The organism is Paraburkholderia sp. Cy-641 (assembly GCF_011752945.1).
Taxonomy (GTDB): domain Bacteria; phylum Pseudomonadota; class Gammaproteobacteria; order Burkholderiales; family Burkholderiaceae; genus Paraburkholderia.
In genome coordinates this window covers 1-15229 of the sequence record NZ_VWWM01000100.1, presented here as the reverse complement: position 1 = coordinate 15229, position 15229 = coordinate 1, and the positions used below count along the sequence as shown (strand labels likewise).

Here is a 15229-nt window from a genome sequence, read left to right as displayed (position 1 = left end):
CGCTCGACGCCGCGGGCGCGGTGCTCGATGCCAACGCGCGCGCGCTCGCGATGCTCGAGATGGCGCTGCCGCCGGGCGTCGATTTTGCGGTCGCGCTGGCCGAGCATTTCGGCTTCGACGACGTGCCGCTGCCGCGCGATCTGGAAGCGGGCCGCGAAGTGCGCGCCGGCGAGGCGACGCTGTGGCTGCAGGCGGGGGCACCGCTGCCTGGCGCGGGCGCCGTGATCGCGGTGACCGACGTGACGCCGTTCGCGCGCTCGCTCGACGAACGCGCGACGTCGCTGCGCTTCCTGCTGCACGACCTGCGCTCGCCGCTCAATTCGATCAGCGCGCTGACACAGCTCGACGCGAGCGATCCGGAAGCGTTCGAGCGCTGCGGCGGCATGCAGCGGATCACGCAGCTCGCGCGCTACGTGCTGTCGCTCGGCGAGCAGTTCATCTTTTCCTCGGTCACCGAGCATTTGCAGGCGCGCGACTTCCGCCGCTTCGACCTGCGCGCGACGCTGCGCCAGATGATTTCGCAGCTCGAAGTGACGGCAGTGTATTGCGGCGTGGCGCTGCATCTGTGGCTGCCCGACAATGCGCCCGTCTGGGTCAACGGGATGCGCAACTTCGTGGCCCGCGCGATCCAGAACGTGATCGACAACGCGGTGCGCGCTTCGCCGCGCGGCGAGGCCGTGACGGTGTCGCTGCGCCACGACGGTGGATTCGTCGAAGTGCTCGTCGACGATCACGCGGGCGGGCTGCCCGGGTTGCCCGAAGACGAGCGGCTGACCGATTTCGAGAAGTTCGGCAAGAAATCGGCCACGGGTTTCGGCCTCGGGCTGAAGCTCGCGGTGCAGATCGTCGCGGTGCATGGCGGCGCGCTGTACGCCGAACTGAACGGCCGGGGCGGCACGCTGTTCGTGCTGCGCCTGCCGTGCCTGAATCCCGCCGCGGCGCCGTCGTTGTCGACGTCGCTCGTCGACGCGGACCGGGCATTACGCGCGAACCGTGCCGTCTGACGGAAGCGCGGTCAATCTAAGGCTGGATCATGAAATCGCTTGCAGGAAAACCAATTCGCATTCTGTTCGTCGAGGACGACGTCGCGCATCACGCGCTCGTCAATGCCTGGCTGAAAAGCGAGGGCTATCACATCGACGCCTTCCACAACGGACTCGAGGCCCAGCAGTTCCTCGCCGACAACTGGGCCGATCTGGCGATCCTCGACTGGGATCTGCCGGGCGTCAATGGCGACCGGCTGCTGCACAAGATCCGCAGCCGCTCGCAATCGACGATGCCGGTGATCTTCCAGACCGTGCATTCGGCCGAGTCGGACATCGTCGAGATTCTCGACGCCGGCGCGGACGACTATCTCGTCAAGCCGTACGACCGGCAGGTGCTGCTCGCCCGCATGCGCGCGCTGCTGCGCCGCTTCGCGCCGATGAACGTCGACAGCCGCCGGATGTTCGTCGAGGACGCGGCGCTCGACCAGCCGGCACGCTCGCTCGTGGTCGGCGGCGTCGCGCACAAACTCGGCACCAAGGAGTTCGACATCCTCTGGCATCTGGCGCGGCACATGGGCGCCGTCGTGCTGCGGCAGGATCTGATGAGCGTGGTCTGGGGCTGGGACGCGGCGGTGCAGAGCCGCTCGGTCGACATGTACGTGAGCCGGCTGCGCGCGAGCCTGAAGGCGGCCGGCGTCGGCTGGAGCGTGCAGTCGGTCTACGCGACCGGCTACCGGCTGACGCTGAAACCCGAGGCCGAGGCGCCGCGCGCCGAGAATTCCTCCAATGACTCAACCGATGCGGAGGCCCGATGAGGCTGCCCTTGCCGTTCCGGCCGGTGCCGCGCCGGCCGCTCATCGCGTGCGCCGCAGCGGTACTGATCGCCGCGCTGCCGATGCCGCGCGCACACGCCGCGCCCGTCGTCTGGGCCAGCGATAACTTCGACTACGTCGCGACCGGCGGCAGCGTCGCCAGCGTGCTCGACGCGTTCGCATCGCTTCAGCATCTGCGCGTCGTCGTCGACGGCGAGGTGCCGGGCGCGGTCGACGGACGTTTCTCGATGGCGCCGGCAAGGTTTCTCGATACGCTTGGCCATACTTACGGTTTCGTCTGGTACTACAACGGCGTCGCGCTGCGCATCTCGCCGGCGAATGCGCAGCAGTCGGTCGCGCTGCGGCCGCACGCGCTGGCGCCCGACGCGCTCGTTACCGCGCTCACGCGCGGGGGGCTCACCGACGCGCATTTTCCGCTGTCGATCGACGCCGCCGCGCACACCGTCAACGTGACGGGGCCCGCGAGCTACGTCGAGCGCCTCGGCGCGGCGGCCGACCGCTTCGAGCGCGCCGCGAATACGCGCACGCCGACCTCGGTGCGGGTATTCCGGCTGACGCGCGCGAATGCCGCGGACGACGTGCGCGTCGTCGACGGCCGCACGTTCATCGTGCCGGGCGCGGCGACGCTGCTGCGCCGCCGCTTCCAGCCGCCGCTGCCGCCCGTGGCAAGCGGCACGCCCGCGCCGCAGCTCGTCGATCTCGGCATGCCGCTGCCGGCGATCGAGGCAGACGCCGCGACCAACTCGATCCTGGTGCGCGACAAGCCGCAGCGGATCGAGGCCGACGAAGCGCTCGTGATGGACCTCGACGTGATGCCGCAGCTCGTGTCGATTCAGACCTGGGTGGTCGATGTCGATGCGGACGCGCTCGACGCCTTGCAGGCCGCTTTGCCTCCCGCGCTTGCGACGGCCTCGGGCGACGTGGTGCCGGGTGTCGGCGTGGCGCCGGACGGCGGCCACGCGCTGCTCGCTCAACTGCACGCGCTCGCGGCCGAGCGGCGGGCGCGGATCGAGGTATCGCAGACGTCGCTGACGCAGGATCGTTCGCCCGCCGTGATCGACCGTCACGAGGAACGGCTCGCGCGCGAGGCTGAAGGGCGGCCCGACGAGCCGCGACGCGACCTGTGGCTCGGGGTGCGGCCGACGGTGAACGGGAATGCCGCGGCCGCGATGATCGGGCTCGGCGTCGAGATCGGCCATCCGGACGATGCCCGGCAATACCGGCACGTCGAAGGTAGCGTCGCGGCCGGCGAATGCCTCGTGATCGAGGCGCCGCGCGACGCGTCGGCGGAGCCGAACGCAGGTTCACGGCTCGTGCTGCTGGTGCCACGGGTCGTGGCGTAGTGCGCCGGTGAATGCGCCAGCGCTGCGCGCTATGCACGTTACGCGCGCAGCCACATGAAGTTGCCGGCTGCGATGCCCTCGAACATCTCGTCGCCCGATGCGAGGATGTTGTTCTGCCAGTAGCGGCCGTGTTCCGCGTAGTGCGCGAACACGTCCGCCAGATATTCGCCTGTCACGTCGTTGCCCATCACCACCCGCACGAGCAGCACGATGCTGCCGGTGTCGGAGTCGAGACAAAGCTGCGCCTGGTCCTGCGCGTAGATCAGCAGGTTCGCCTCGAGCATCAGGCGGAACACGACCAGCGTGCGCCCGGCCGTCACCGTGCCGTAGTGGAAGCAGACGTAGATCGAGTCCGGGTCGTTCTCGTGATGATCGAGACGGACGTCGAAGCCTTCGATTTCGAGGGCCTGCGTCTCGACGATGTATTCGGCGTCGGGTAGCCCGACCACGTCGCAAATTTCGTGGATCAGCCCGACGAAGCGTTCCCTGCTCATGGAATCGATTTCCTATGCAGCGCGTGGTTTGCCCGGCAAAAAAAATCGGGCACGGAGACGGAAGGGCGAGCCTTCCGCACCGTGCCCGTCGCACGGGACTGCATTGGCGCGTCGGATCTTACTGACCCTTCGCGGCGTCCGAGATATTTTTCGCGCCGTTGTTGCCGACCGACGCTGTTGCCGAGGTTTCCTGCTGCTGGATGTTGATCTGCATCGACGCCATCGTCATGGCATTGTTCTGATCGGCCATCTGCTGCATCTGGCCGACCATGTCAGCGCTTTGCGCGCCGCTTTGCTGAACACCACTGGCTGCGATAGAAGACATGATGAATAACTCCAAAAAAAGATTGAGAAAGAAACTGCTCACTGCCGGTTGCCCTGCGGGCCGCTTGCTGCTGCCCTCGCGGGCGGTGAATTGCGAAAAAACGCCGGGACAACCCGTTCAGGCCGATGCGCCGTGACGCTCCTGTATCGACAGCACGATGCGGCGGGCGGCGACCATGCCCCGGTACAGCTTCTGCAGATCGAGGCGCTCGCCGTCGTCGGCCGCCGTCTGCGTGGCCTGGCTGATGCGGCGCGCCGTCTCGTCGAACGCGGCGGCGATGCGGGCGACCCGCTGGGCGCCGTCGGGTGCGGCGAGCGTCGCGTCGAGCGCGCTCAGATCCTGGGCGATGGGTATCAGTGCGTCGTACATGTCCGTTCCTTGAGTGTTCAATTGTTTGCCTCGTCCTCGCTGCTGGCGAACAGATGCTTGGTGCCGTCCGGGGTTTCGGCGTAGCGCAGTCCGCCGGTCGCGACGACTTCCGTGAACTGGGCGTCGTGCGTCGGCAGCTCCGCTTCCTTCACGTCGATGTCGATGCGTTTGGCGTTGCGGTCGAGATCGGCGCGTACGCCCGCGATCAGCGTGCGGAAGGTCGCCATCGACGGCACGCTGCCCGTCACGCGGAACACCCCGTGGCCCACGTAGTCGACCGTCGCGCCCGTACCCGTCAGCGACTGCTGGATGTTCGAGACATCCTGCTGCGCGACGTCGTATTCGCGCCGCACCTTGCCCGGTGCGATTGCGTCCATGATCCGCTGTGCCTTGGCGCTGTCCTTGTACTGCGGCACGATGCCCTCGACGACCACGCCGTCCTTGCCCGGCATCGCGTGCAGGTCGGCAAAGCCGGCCCGGTGCAGCGCGCCGTCGATCTCGCGCGCGAGCGATGCCGGGTTGAACTTCACGTTGGCCGCCTCGCTCGACTGCGTGCCGGCGAACATGGTGCCGACCGCGCCCAATACCCCGACCGCCACCGTGCACATCAGCGCGGCCACCGTGGTGCGCCAGGTCAGCTTGCCCGACAGCCGGCCCGACGCGGCGAGCAGCGCGAGCACCGGGTTGAGGCGGGGCGCGCCGTCGGTGCCGGCCGCATCGCTATCGGCGGCTTGCGGCGCGTCGTTCCGCGCGGGCCCATCGTTCGCGACGTTTGCGTCGTCCGCGGCGCTTGCAACGGCGGCATCGTGCGCCGGCGCCTCGATCGGCGGCTCGGCCGTCTTCCACAATCCGGCAAGCAGATCGAGATCGCGCGGCCAGTCCGCGTCTTCCGGGCCGACGCAGAACACCACGTCGCCAAACGGCACCGCGACGAAATCGGCAACCAGCACCTCGTCGCCGTTCGACGACTGCAGGCGGGTCACGCCCTCCTCGCCGACGACCAGCGTCACGTCGTCGACGGTCCAGTCGGTGATGCAGAGGTCCGCATCCTCGGCGCCGCCGATCCGGTAGCTGCCGCTCGTGAGCTGGACCTGGGCTCCGGCGTGAGTTCCGGTCAGTACTCGAAGGGCTTTCATGTTCGTCGTTCCCATTGATCCGCTGATGCCTGAAATACCTGAAATGCCTGAAGGGTGCGGCCGTCGTTTTCGCCGCTGTTAGCGGCCGCAACCGTCGAATCCAGTTTAGGTTTTCGCCTCCGGCGCAGCGGGCGGCATGCGAACTTGCAGCGTCGTATCCGAAGCGGCCGGCGTGCCGTCCGCCGTCGATTGCGCGACGCCGACGGCGTCGAGAATCCGCTGCCGGATCATGGCGAGCGACTGCTCGTCGTCGTTGTAGTCGACGCCGGCGTCGCGCCGCGCGAGCGCCGTGTCGAGCGACAGCGCATGCAGCTTCGCCGTCACCGCGGGCTTCGGCGACACGGCGGGCGCGTAGGCGAGCGATGCGTTGTGGTACGACTGCAGCCGCGCCGGCTGACGGCGCCTGACCATGCTGAGCGGCGACATCATCTGGAGCAGGTAGGGCACGAGCAGCAGCGGCCCGTCGTGCGGAATCTGCGAGAGCAGATCGAGCGCCGCGCGCGTACCGTCGGCCGCGAGCCGCGACGGCAGATCGGGCGAGCCGATCTTCTCCTTTGCGAGCAGTTGCATCGGGCTCGCGAGCGCCTGCAACCGCACCGGCCGCATCTTGCCTACTTTCGCCGCCTGGATGCGCGTCGAGCGTTCCCGCTTGTCGCCGTCGCGCCGCGGCTGGCGGCCGTCGGGCTGCCCCTGCTGTTGCTGCTGCGGCTGGCCGTCGTCCCGCTCGCGGCGCGGCTCCTGGTCCTGGCGCTGCTGATCGCGTTCGTGTTCGCGCCCCTGATCCTGCTTCGGCTGCTGCTGATCCCGGTCGCGCTCGCGTTCATGTTCACGCTCGTGCTCGTGCGGGTGGGAATGCTGATGCTGTTTCTGCGGATCGTCGTCGCGCCGGTGCTCGTGCTCGTACCGGTTCAGTTGCGATCCGTCGTCCGGCTGCTCGCGAATCTCGGTGTCCTTCGCATGCGACTTGCCCGACGATTCGGGGCGCGGCCGCTGGCCGAGCCTGGCAAATTTCTGCGCGGACGGCGATGGCAGCCGGTTCGCGCCCATGAAGGATTTGCCCTTCCAGAACGCCGCCGCCATCTTGTTGTGCAGCATCCGCGCGCGCTGCATCTTTACGCGCTGCACCTTGAAGCGCGTAAAGGTGCCCGCTTCGAATTTCTGCTCGGTATGCGCTTCCTGCGAAAGCTCATCGGCCTGATGGTTCGAATGGCCGTTGTTGCCGTGGATGCGCGAGCTCATGACGGCACCGCCAGCGTGATGATTTCATTCGCGAAGTGCAGGATCGACGCGGAGCCCCAGGCGCCCGTCACGAGCACGGTGATGACGACCGCGACGAGCTTCACCGCGTACGAGATGCTCTGGTCCTGCAGCGAGGTGATCGCCTGCACGAACGAGATCGCGAGGCCCGACACCGCCGCGACGACGATGACCGGCATCGAGACGGTCAGACACAGCAGCAGCCCTTCGGTGGTGACGCGAATGAGCGTATCGGTTTCCATGAGATGCCTCAGCGGTAGGTCATGATGAGTCCGTGGATCAGCGTCGACCAGCCGCTCATCACGACGAACAGCAACAGCTTGAACGGGATCGCGACGTTGGTCGGCTGAACCTGGCTCAGGCCCATCGCCATCAGCACATTGGCGATCACGAGATCGACGACGACGAACGCGATGTACAGCAGGAAGCCGATCTTGAACGCGTCGGTCATCTCGGTCAGCGTGAAGGCCGGCGCGAGCACGATCAGGTCGTCTTCGCGCAGCTTCGAGGCAATCTCCTTCGGCCAGATCACCATTGCCGAGCGCACGAAGAAGCGTTTCTCGCGTTCGCCCGCATGCTTCTTGAGGAAGCCCCGGAACGGCTCCCTGGCGGCATCGAACGCGTCGAACACGATGGTCGACGAATCGGCGCCGGGCGCGCGGTGGGTGTTCTGCATCGTCTGCATGGCCTGGATGCCGATCGGCGCCATCACGTACGCGGAGACCAGCACGGCGATGCCGTTCAGCACCATGTTCGGCGGCACCTGCTGCACGCCGAGCGCGTTGCGCAACAGCCCGAGCACGACGACGATCTTCGCGTACGACGTGGCCACCATTGCAACGAAGGGGATCAGGCTGATCGCGACGACGGTGATCAGCAGCCCGGTGAGATCGTTAAACTGAATCATGGCCGCTCGACAGTCGAAGAAGACGCACGCCGAGATGGTCGCCGACGCTGACCAGTTCGCCGAAGCCGATGGTCTGCCCGTAGGTGACGAGGCGCACGCGCGCGTCGGGCACCTGGGTCGGCAGTTCCAGCACGTAGCCGGCGCGCAGCGCGGACAGTTGCGCGACGGGCATCGACACCGTGTCGATCTCGAGCTTCAGCGGCAGATCGAGATCGCTGATGCCGACCGGCGAGTCGATCGAGTCGGTGAGAGGAGCGCTGAAGCGCGTGTCGTGGCTCATGGTGGGGTCCTCGGTCAGGGTCATGGTCTGTTGGGTGAGGTCGACCGGCACGCGCAGTTGGCGGGTGCCGTAGCGGCCCCAGACCACCTGCGCGCGCGCGGCTTCGGCGGCATGTCGCAGCAGCGCGGCGACGGGTTCGGAAACGGCGCGCAGCAGCACGTCGCCGGGGCGCAGCGAGTCGAGCTTCGTCACGCTCATCGCCTTCTCGCCGATGGTCAGGCGCCCCGGCACGGCGATCCCGCTGACGTGCGTCGCGTAAGGCGTGAACTGCCGCGCGACGAAGGCTTCCAGCGCGTCGAACCAGCCGTCGTCGATCTGTTCGAGCGTCGCGTCGATACGCTCGCCGCCGAGCCGGAACGCGAGCGCACAGCACGGGCCGGGGCCCGCCTCCTGCGCGCGGTCGAGCGCGGCGATCTCCACGCCGTCGATGCCGAACGCCTCGAACGCGCGCGCCAGCGGGGCGAGCAGCAGCGCGCCGACCGCGTGGCGCAGCGCCGGGTTGTCCGGCTGGGCGCCGCCGTCCGCATCGAACAGGCTCGCGAGCCCCGCGTGCTGCGCGAAGTCGAGGCGTAGCGACGCGCTCTGCATCCCCCAGCGCAGCCGCACGACGACCGCGCGCGCCGCGTCGACGACGTTGCGCATCCCGACCGACCAGCCCGTCACGCCGAACGTATGCGACAGCACGGCGCCCAGCCGCTCGTCGACCGCGAGCCGGTGCTGGCGCGCGGTCGCGGCGGCGAGCGAGGGCAGACGTGCCGGATCGAGCGAGACCGCGACGGGCGTACGGTGCATCGGGTGCGATTGATTGGTGTCCATGTGCGATTACGTGACGATGATCTCGATCTCGTGCGATGCGTCGAAGCGCGTCTGCATCATCTGTTTCAGCTGGTCGCCGAGCGTTGTCTGATGCCGCAAGATTAGCTGTCGCGAGGCGTCGTCCGTGGTGTCGAAGCGAAGCGTCAAGTCGAAACGCGAAAGCGCGACGTGGAGCGTGCAGCCCGGCAGTTGCGCCGAATCGATCGGCACGGTGATGCGCCAGTCGCCGCGCTCGCGCACCGCCGGGTTCGAGCAGAAGTCGGCGACCTGTTCGACGATCGAGCCGACGAGGCGCCGGACGTCATCGCCGACGGGCGTGAGTGCCTCGATCGCGGTCGCGCGCGGCGCGGCCTGGGATGTCGCTTGCGCGTGATGGAGCGCCGCTGCGTGATGGATGGAGCCTGCGGCCTGACTCGCGGCCGCGACGACGCCTGGATTCGCGCGGGAGCCGGAAGCGTTGCCGCTGCCGGTCGCGCGGACCGGGCCGGCGGCAACGCCGGAACTGTGCGGCCAGGCACCGAAGCCGCCGGTGTTGCCGCCGGTTCGGCTTTCGCGTGCAGCGCCGGAAAACGGCTTGCCGTCGTCGCGCTCGTGCTCGTTCCGGCCGCCACCCGATTCGCTGCCGGATTCACCGCCCGATTCGTCGCGCGACTGCTGCTCCTGCGAATGCCGCTGTTCGTCGTACAGCGGCGAGAGAAACGCGAACGCCTCGGGTTCGGCCGCCGGCTCCTGCCCGGCATCCGTTGTTTCCGGCGCGTCGTCCGCCGGACTGGATGGCTCGGACGCTTCGAACGCGTCGGCCGTTTCGCACAGCGCGTCCGCGTTCGCGTCGGCTGCCTCGGCGGCTGCGTTCGCCAGCAGTTGCCGGAACCGGTCCGCCTGCCGGCGCAGCGGTTCCGACTGCGGCGCGGCGTCGTGCGCCGGCTGCGCGGACGGGTCCGCGATCACGCGGACCCGGTGAGGGGAGTGGGCATGCATGTCGGCGCCGGCTCCGTTACATCGTCAGCCGGCCGACCGGCTGCAGGTCGACGTGGGCGCCCAGCTCCTGGTACGAATAGACCGGCAGCCAGTTCAGGCGCGCCTCGATCATCCGTTTCACGTAGCGCCGGATGTCCATCGACGCAACCAGCGCGATCTGCGCGCGCGGCGCTTCGCCGACGATCTCCGCGATCTTCGCGACGAGCCGGTTGATCTCGTCGGGCGGCAGCGCGAGGAAGTTGCCGGTCGGCGTCTGCTTGATCGACTGGCGGATGTGCTGTTCGACCTGCACGTCGACCAGCACCACCGGCATGTCGCGCGTGCCGCCGCCCGTCGCGCGGTAGGCGATCAGCCGGCCGAGTTCCATCCGGATGTACTCGGTCAGCATCAGCATGTCCTTCTCCTTCGGCCCCCAGGTGATGAGGCTTTCGGTGATGCTGCGGATATTGCGGATCGGCACCTGCTCTTCGAGCAGCCGGCGCAGCACGTCGGCCATCTTCTGCAGCGGTAGCGCCTTCTGCACTTCGCTGACGAGGCCCGGATAGTCCTCGTTCAACTGGTCGAGAATCCATTGCGCTTCCTGGATTCCGAGGAACAGGTGCGAATGGGTGCGCAGCAGGCCGATCGTGTGCCCCGCGATCAGTGCTTCCGGCGTCGGCGCGTCCGCGTCCTTTGCCTTGGCGTCGCTCTTCGTGTCACTCCCGGCCGCGGCGGCGTTCTTCGCGTTCGCGAGCGATTCGGCGAGCGTCGAGCGGCCGTGCGGCACGTCGAAAATCAGGACTTCGTAGGTATCGTCCGGCAGCGTCGGGTCGGTCCACATCATGATGCCGGGGAACGGCAGCCCGACCTCGGCCTGCAGCGCCGCACGCTGCGTGTCGAACGCCTTGTCGAGCGCATCGGCCGCGAGCCGGCCGCTGACGTCGGGCGCGAGCCGCACGCCGAGCGGGCAGGTGAACGCGGGCGGGCGGGGCAGGATCGACGGCGCATCGCCTTTCGCGCCGGCCCGCTGCAGCGCGCCGACCGGCTTGCCGCCGCCCTTCGCCGGGCCGCCCTGGTTCTTCTGCAGCCGGTAGCCGACGAACGCGAGCGTGCCCGAGAGCAGCACGAAGAGCGGCGCCGGAAAGCCCGGCACGGCCGCGAAGCCGAGCAGCAGCAGCGCCGCGAAATACAGCGCACGCGCGCTGCTCGTGAACTGGCGTTTGATGTCCTCGCCGAGCGACGAGCCGGAATCGCCGTTGCCCTCGTCGACGCGGGTAATCATCACGCCGGCCGCGACCGAGATCAGCAGCGACGGAATCTGCGACACCATCGCGTCGCCGATCGACAGCACCGAGAAGCGGTTCGCCGCGTCGCCGGCCGACATGCCGTGATAGGCAACCCCCACCGCGATCCCGGCGATGATGTTGACCATCGTAATCATCAGGCCCGCGATCGCGTCGCCCTTGACGAACTTCATCGCACCGTCCATGCCGCCGTGCAGCTGGCTTTCGATCGCGAGCCGCATGCGCTTCTTGCGCGCTTCCTCGGGAGTCAGGATGTTCGCGCGCAGGTCCGCGTCGATGCTCATCTGCTTGCCCGGCATCGCGTCGAGCGTGAAGCGCGCGCCGACCTCGGCGACCCGCTCCGAGCCCTTCGCGATCACGATGAACTGCACGACCGAGATGATGACGAACACGACCAGGCCGACGACCAGATTGCCACCCACCACGAGTTCGCCGAAGCTCTCGATGATGTTGCCGGCGTCGGCGTGCAGCAGGATCGACTTGGTCGAGGCGATGTTGAGCGACAGCCGGTACAGCGTCGTGAACAGCAGCACCGACGGAAACGCCGAGAGTGACGCGATGTGGCCCACGTACATCGTGACCATCAGCAGCGTGACGCTGATCGTGATGTTGATCGCGAGCAGTCCGTCGATCACGGCGGGCGGCAGCGGCAGGATCATCAGCGAGACGATCGCGACCAGCAGGATCGCGATGCCGGCTTCGCCGATGCCTGGCAGTTTCAATGACTTCGGCATGTTCACTTCTCCGTTCTGGCGGGTTGAGTCCCGATGCCGTCGACCCATTTCAGGATCGCGGCGACGACCTCGAATAGTTCCTCGGGCACCGGCTGCTTCTCCGGCACCTTGTGCAGCATTCGCGCGACGGGCGGATTGGCGACGATCGGCACGCCGCTTTCGGTCGCGTAGCGGCGCAGCAGCAGCGCCTCGTCGTCGAGCCCCTTCGCGATCACGATGGGCAGCGGGCACTCGACCGGGTCGTAGCGCAGCGCGACCGCGTAGTGCACCGGGTTGACGACGACGACGCTCGCGCGGCCGACGCCGCGCTTCGGTTCTTCCTGGCTCATTTCGCGCGCTATCCGCTTGCGCTCGCCCTTGACTTCCTGGTTGCCTTCGCTGTCCTTGTGCTCGCGCTTGACCTCGTCCTTGGACATGCGGTTCTTGCGGATGAACTGCCAGTGCTGGAGCTTGTAGTCGACCGCGCCGATCACGATGAACACGCCGAGCGCGACCGTCACGAGGTGCGTCACCACCGACCACAGCACTTCGATCAGGCGCGCCAGCGTTTCGTCGAGCGAGCTGGCGACGACCGGCATCGACGACTTGATGGTCGACCACATCACCGCCATCAGCACGATCGCCTTGACCGTCATCTTCGCGAGATCGATGAGGGCGTTCATGCCGAAGATCTTCTTGAGGCCGGAAGCCGGGCTGATCGCGTCGAGCTTCGGGTTCACCGCCTTCAGCGAGATCACGAAGCCCACCTGCGGGAAGAGCGCGAGGACCGCCGCCACGAGAGCGATCGCGGCGATCCCGCACAGCAGGCCGATGGCGTGGAAGCCCATGTCCGAGAGCGTGACCGACAGGTCCTGCAGCGTTCTGTCGCCGTGCGTGAAGTCGAGCGCGTCGTTCACGACGGCGCGCAGCGAATCGGTCAGGTAGCGCTGGCCGGCGGTGAAGGTCAGCAGGAGCGCGCCGAGCGGGGCGACCTCGACGAGATCGGTGCTCTTCGCAACCTGGCCTTCCTCGCGAGCGTCTCTCAGTTTTTTCTCTGAGGGCTCTTCGGTCTTATCGTCACTCATGACGGCGTCCTTCGCGCTTCTGAACGGCGCGCCGCGGGAGGCGGGCATCCGTCACGCCACGTTAGCGGCGCGCGGGCGGCAGCATGCGCGCGAATGCGAAGTCCCGACGGCGCGCGCGAAGCGCCGCCCCCTTCACGGCGCGGCCCCGCCGCCGGGGCGCAGCGGTTCGGGCCGCTGCCTGGTCGTCGCGAGTGCGGATCGGACGGGCGCCGCTTCGTAATTCGCGGTACGACTTCGTGCGGCACCCATGTCGCATACCCGGGCTTGCGTAACGTAGCGCCAACAGAGGGCGCGTGGATGGCGCACTGAATCGGATCAGATTGCCTTTTGGGGAAAACGGATGGACGTTATGAAGGATCGGTCGTCATGGCCGCCGGCAGTCGTCGGCGCGATCGTGGATCTGACGGGCGCCGCATTCGCGAACAGCGGGACGCGGACCGGAGTCGACATCGAGGACATCGAGCATCTCGTCGCGATGTTGCATCTGCTGCGTCCGGACAACGTCGACTTCTCGTTCTTCGACGGCTGGCTGCACATGCTGCGCGACGAATGGAGCGAGGCGGAAGAGCTGTTCCGCTATCTGGTCGAGCGCTCGGCCTGCCTGCCGGAGAGCCGGGGCATGCTGCTCAAGTGCCTGAAGGCGCGCGATGAATTCGGCTGGCAGGACGAGGCGCGCAGGATCATCGAGGACGAGAGCGACCCGGACGTGACGCGGCTCGCGAAGCTGTTACTGGCAGGGGATGACCTGAAACACGCCGCGGCGGATGCGCGGCGGACCGGGCGCTTCGTCGCGCCGGAGTCGGCGCGCGCGCTCGATGACGAGGCGACGGCGGGGGACAGCGCCGCGGCGCAGCCCCAGCCGCCGTCGGCCAACGACATGCTGATGACGATGCACTACATGCGGATCTGACCGCACCCCGACCGGAGAAGCGACATGAGCATGATCACCGCCGCGCAATTCCAGCACGAACTCTCGCACCTGACCGAGGCCACCGCGCCGCAACCGGCCGCGGCACCGCAGGCGCTCGTCGACAAGTTTCAGGCCATGATGGCGAACCCGACGCCGCACGCCGTGCCCGAGGTGCATCAGATCGGGCACACGGACATCGTGACGAAAGCCGTCAAGGAGCAGGCCGATTACTACCACGCGGTGCCGAACGACGTGCTGTACATGTCCCAGCACGCGAGCACGCTGTCGATGCAGCATCTCGCGTCCGCCGACATGACGGTCCAGCTCGAGATCGCGAGCCTCAACATGGACCTGCAGGTCAAGATGGCGACCGTGCAGTCGTCGAAAGACGCGGTCCAGACCCTGATGAAGAACCAGTGAGATGGCGACCAACATGGCCTCGATCCTCAACCCGAGCCGCGCGTTCGCGCGCTGGCGCCGTCCGCTGGCCGCCGCCGTCGTGCTGCTGGCGCTCGCCGGCTGCAAGCAGGAGCTGTACGGGCAGCTCTCCGAAACCGACTGCAACGAAATGGTCGCCGCGCTCCAGCAGTACGGCGTCGACGCGGAGAAGACGACACCCGATTCCGGCAAGACCTGGTCGGTGACGGTCGGCGACAAGGAGATGGTCCACGCGATGGAAGTGCTGCGCGCGCGCGGCCTGCCGCGCAAGAAGTTCGACGATCTCGGCGCGCTGTTCAAGAAGGACGGCATGGTGTCGACGCCGACCGAAGAACGCGTGCGCTTCATCTACGGCCTGTCTCAGGAACTCGACGACACGCTCTCGAAGATCGACGGCGTGGTGGTCGCCCGCGTGCAGATCGTGCTGCCGAACAACGACCCGCTCGCGCAGTCGGTGAAGCCGTCGTCCGCTGCGGTGTTCATCAAGTACCGGCCGGATGCGAGCGTCGAGACGCTGATTCCGGCGATCAAGAATCTCGTCGTGCACAGCATCGAGGGGCTGACCTACGACCAGGTCAGCGTCACGTCGGTGCCGGCCGATGCGATCGACCTCGAAGCGAAGGCGCAGCGGCGCGACGGCTCGCTGATGATCGCGGGCGGGGCGCTCGGCATCGTATTGCTGATGATCGCGGGCGCGATCGTGCTGGTGCGCGGCAACGCGAACCAGCTGCTGTCGAAGCTGCGGCAGCGCCTGCGCAAGAGTCCGGCGTGACGAAGGACGCGCGAGCGTGACGGACATGAATGCCCTCGACGCCCCGCCGGACGCCGCCGCAACCGAGGCTGGCGCTGCTGATGCGCGTCCCACGGTGAGCGAGGACGCGGCGGCCAGCGACACGCCCGCCGTGCTGGCGGCCAGGCTCGTCGAGCATCATCGCCGCCGCCGCGCGCTGTTCGACTGGATGCATCCGCAGCGGCTCGCGGCGGTGCCTTATGCAGATTGCCTGCGCGGCCGGAGCGCGCGCGAGACGGGCGCGCTCGCCGAAGCCTGGCTTGCCGCGGCCGGAATGCCGGCGCCG

At 67.9% G+C, this 15229-nt stretch carries 17 protein-coding genes and 1 pseudogene; 7 read left to right on the top strand and 11 right to left on the bottom strand.

Annotated elements, in window-relative coordinates; genetic code table 11:
* The 3 genes from F3J20_RS30880 to F3J20_RS30870 form a co-directional block, all read left to right on the top strand.
* Window positions 1-1004 (top strand): HAMP domain-containing sensor histidine kinase (locus tag F3J20_RS30880; protein ID WP_167285756.1); only part of this gene is annotated, 1004 nt, incomplete at its 5' end.
* A 29-nt stretch (window positions 1005-1033) separates the two neighbouring features.
* Window positions 1034-1801, top strand: a complete 768-nt coding sequence (locus F3J20_RS30875; RefSeq protein WP_167044097.1) for a response regulator transcription factor — start codon at window positions 1034-1036, stop codon at window positions 1799-1801.
* Entirely contained in the window at window positions 1798-3162 is a 1365-nt protein-coding gene (locus tag F3J20_RS30870; protein ID WP_240159068.1) for a secretin N-terminal domain-containing protein, read from the top strand. The genes F3J20_RS30875 and F3J20_RS30870 overlap by 4 nt, the downstream gene beginning before the upstream one ends.
* Before the next feature lie 38 nt (window positions 3163-3200).
* Here the strand turns inward: F3J20_RS30870 and F3J20_RS30865 are convergent, their stop codons facing one another.
* From F3J20_RS30865 to sctU, 11 genes are all read right to left on the bottom strand, one after another.
* The gene (locus F3J20_RS30865) at window positions 3201-3656 is read right to left on the bottom strand and encodes a CesT family type III secretion system chaperone (protein ID WP_167044094.1); all 456 of its coding nucleotides are present in this window, start codon (window positions 3654-3656) and stop codon (window positions 3201-3203) included.
* Between the two features lie 118 nt (window positions 3657-3774).
* Entirely contained in the window at window positions 3775-3981 is a 207-nt protein-coding gene (locus F3J20_RS30860) for a hypothetical protein (protein ID WP_205193003.1), read from the bottom strand.
* 117 nt (window positions 3982-4098) lie between these two features.
* Window positions 4099-4350: a type III secretion system protein gene (locus F3J20_RS30855; protein WP_167044091.1), complete on the bottom strand. Its 252-nt coding sequence runs from the start codon at window positions 4348-4350 to the stop codon at window positions 4099-4101.
* A 17-nt stretch (window positions 4351-4367) separates the two neighbouring features.
* Window positions 4368-5486 carry a secretion protein SctD gene (locus tag F3J20_RS30850; RefSeq protein ID WP_205193001.1) on the bottom strand — a complete coding sequence of 373 codons (1119 nt, stop codon included), beginning with the start codon at window positions 5484-5486 and terminating at the stop codon, window positions 4368-4370.
* A 105-nt stretch (window positions 5487-5591) separates the two neighbouring features.
* Window positions 5592-6725: a helicase gene (locus F3J20_RS30845; protein ID WP_167044085.1), complete on the bottom strand. Its 1134-nt coding sequence runs from the start codon at window positions 6723-6725 to the stop codon at window positions 5592-5594.
* A complete protein-coding gene (gene sctS, locus F3J20_RS30840; RefSeq protein ID WP_167044082.1) occupies window positions 6722-6985 on the bottom strand; it encodes a type III secretion system export apparatus subunit SctS in 264 nt (87 codons plus the stop codon). The genes F3J20_RS30845 and sctS overlap by 4 nt, the downstream gene beginning before the upstream one ends.
* A gap of 8 nt (window positions 6986-6993) precedes the next feature.
* Entirely contained in the window at window positions 6994-7650 is a 657-nt protein-coding gene (sctR, locus tag F3J20_RS30835) for a type III secretion system export apparatus subunit SctR (RefSeq protein WP_167044079.1), read from the bottom strand.
* Window positions 7637-8746: a type III secretion system cytoplasmic ring protein SctQ gene (gene sctQ, locus F3J20_RS30830; protein WP_167285755.1), complete on the bottom strand. Its 1110-nt coding sequence runs from the start codon at window positions 8744-8746 to the stop codon at window positions 7637-7639. The genes sctR and sctQ overlap by 14 nt, the downstream gene beginning before the upstream one ends.
* Before the next feature lie 6 nt (window positions 8747-8752).
* Window positions 8753-9724: a type III secretion system protein SctP gene (gene sctP / locus F3J20_RS30825; protein WP_167285754.1), complete on the bottom strand. Its 972-nt coding sequence runs from the start codon at window positions 9722-9724 to the stop codon at window positions 8753-8755.
* Window positions 9725-9740: 16 nt separating this feature from the next.
* A complete protein-coding gene (gene sctV / locus F3J20_RS30820) occupies window positions 9741-11741 on the bottom strand; it encodes a type III secretion system export apparatus subunit SctV (RefSeq protein WP_167044070.1) in 2001 nt (666 codons plus the stop codon).
* A 2-nt stretch (window positions 11742-11743) separates the two neighbouring features.
* Window positions 11744-12805, bottom strand: coding sequence for a type III secretion system export apparatus subunit SctU (gene sctU, locus F3J20_RS30815; RefSeq protein ID WP_167044065.1), 1062 nt, complete (start codon window positions 12803-12805; stop codon window positions 11744-11746).
* Between the two features lie 349 nt (window positions 12806-13154).
* Here sctU and F3J20_RS30810 point away from each other — a divergent pair, with 349 nt between their 5' ends.
* The 4 genes and pseudogenes from F3J20_RS30810 to F3J20_RS30795 all read left to right on the top strand — a co-directional run.
* The gene (locus tag F3J20_RS30810) at window positions 13155-13715 is read left to right on the top strand and encodes an HrpB1 family type III secretion system apparatus protein (protein ID WP_240162967.1); all 561 of its coding nucleotides are present in this window, start codon (window positions 13155-13157) and stop codon (window positions 13713-13715) included.
* A 24-nt stretch (window positions 13716-13739) separates the two neighbouring features.
* Complete coding sequence (locus F3J20_RS30805) at window positions 13740-14135, top strand: serine kinase (protein WP_167044060.1); 396 nt, start codon at window positions 13740-13742, stop codon at window positions 14133-14135.
* A 13-nt stretch (window positions 14136-14148) separates the two neighbouring features.
* Window positions 14149-14925, top strand: coding sequence for a type III secretion inner membrane ring lipoprotein SctJ (gene sctJ / locus F3J20_RS30800; RefSeq protein WP_167044057.1), 777 nt, complete (start codon window positions 14149-14151; stop codon window positions 14923-14925).
* A 25-nt stretch (window positions 14926-14950) separates the two neighbouring features.
* Window positions 14951-15229, top strand: a pseudogene (locus F3J20_RS30795) (hypothetical protein); the annotation flags it as partial.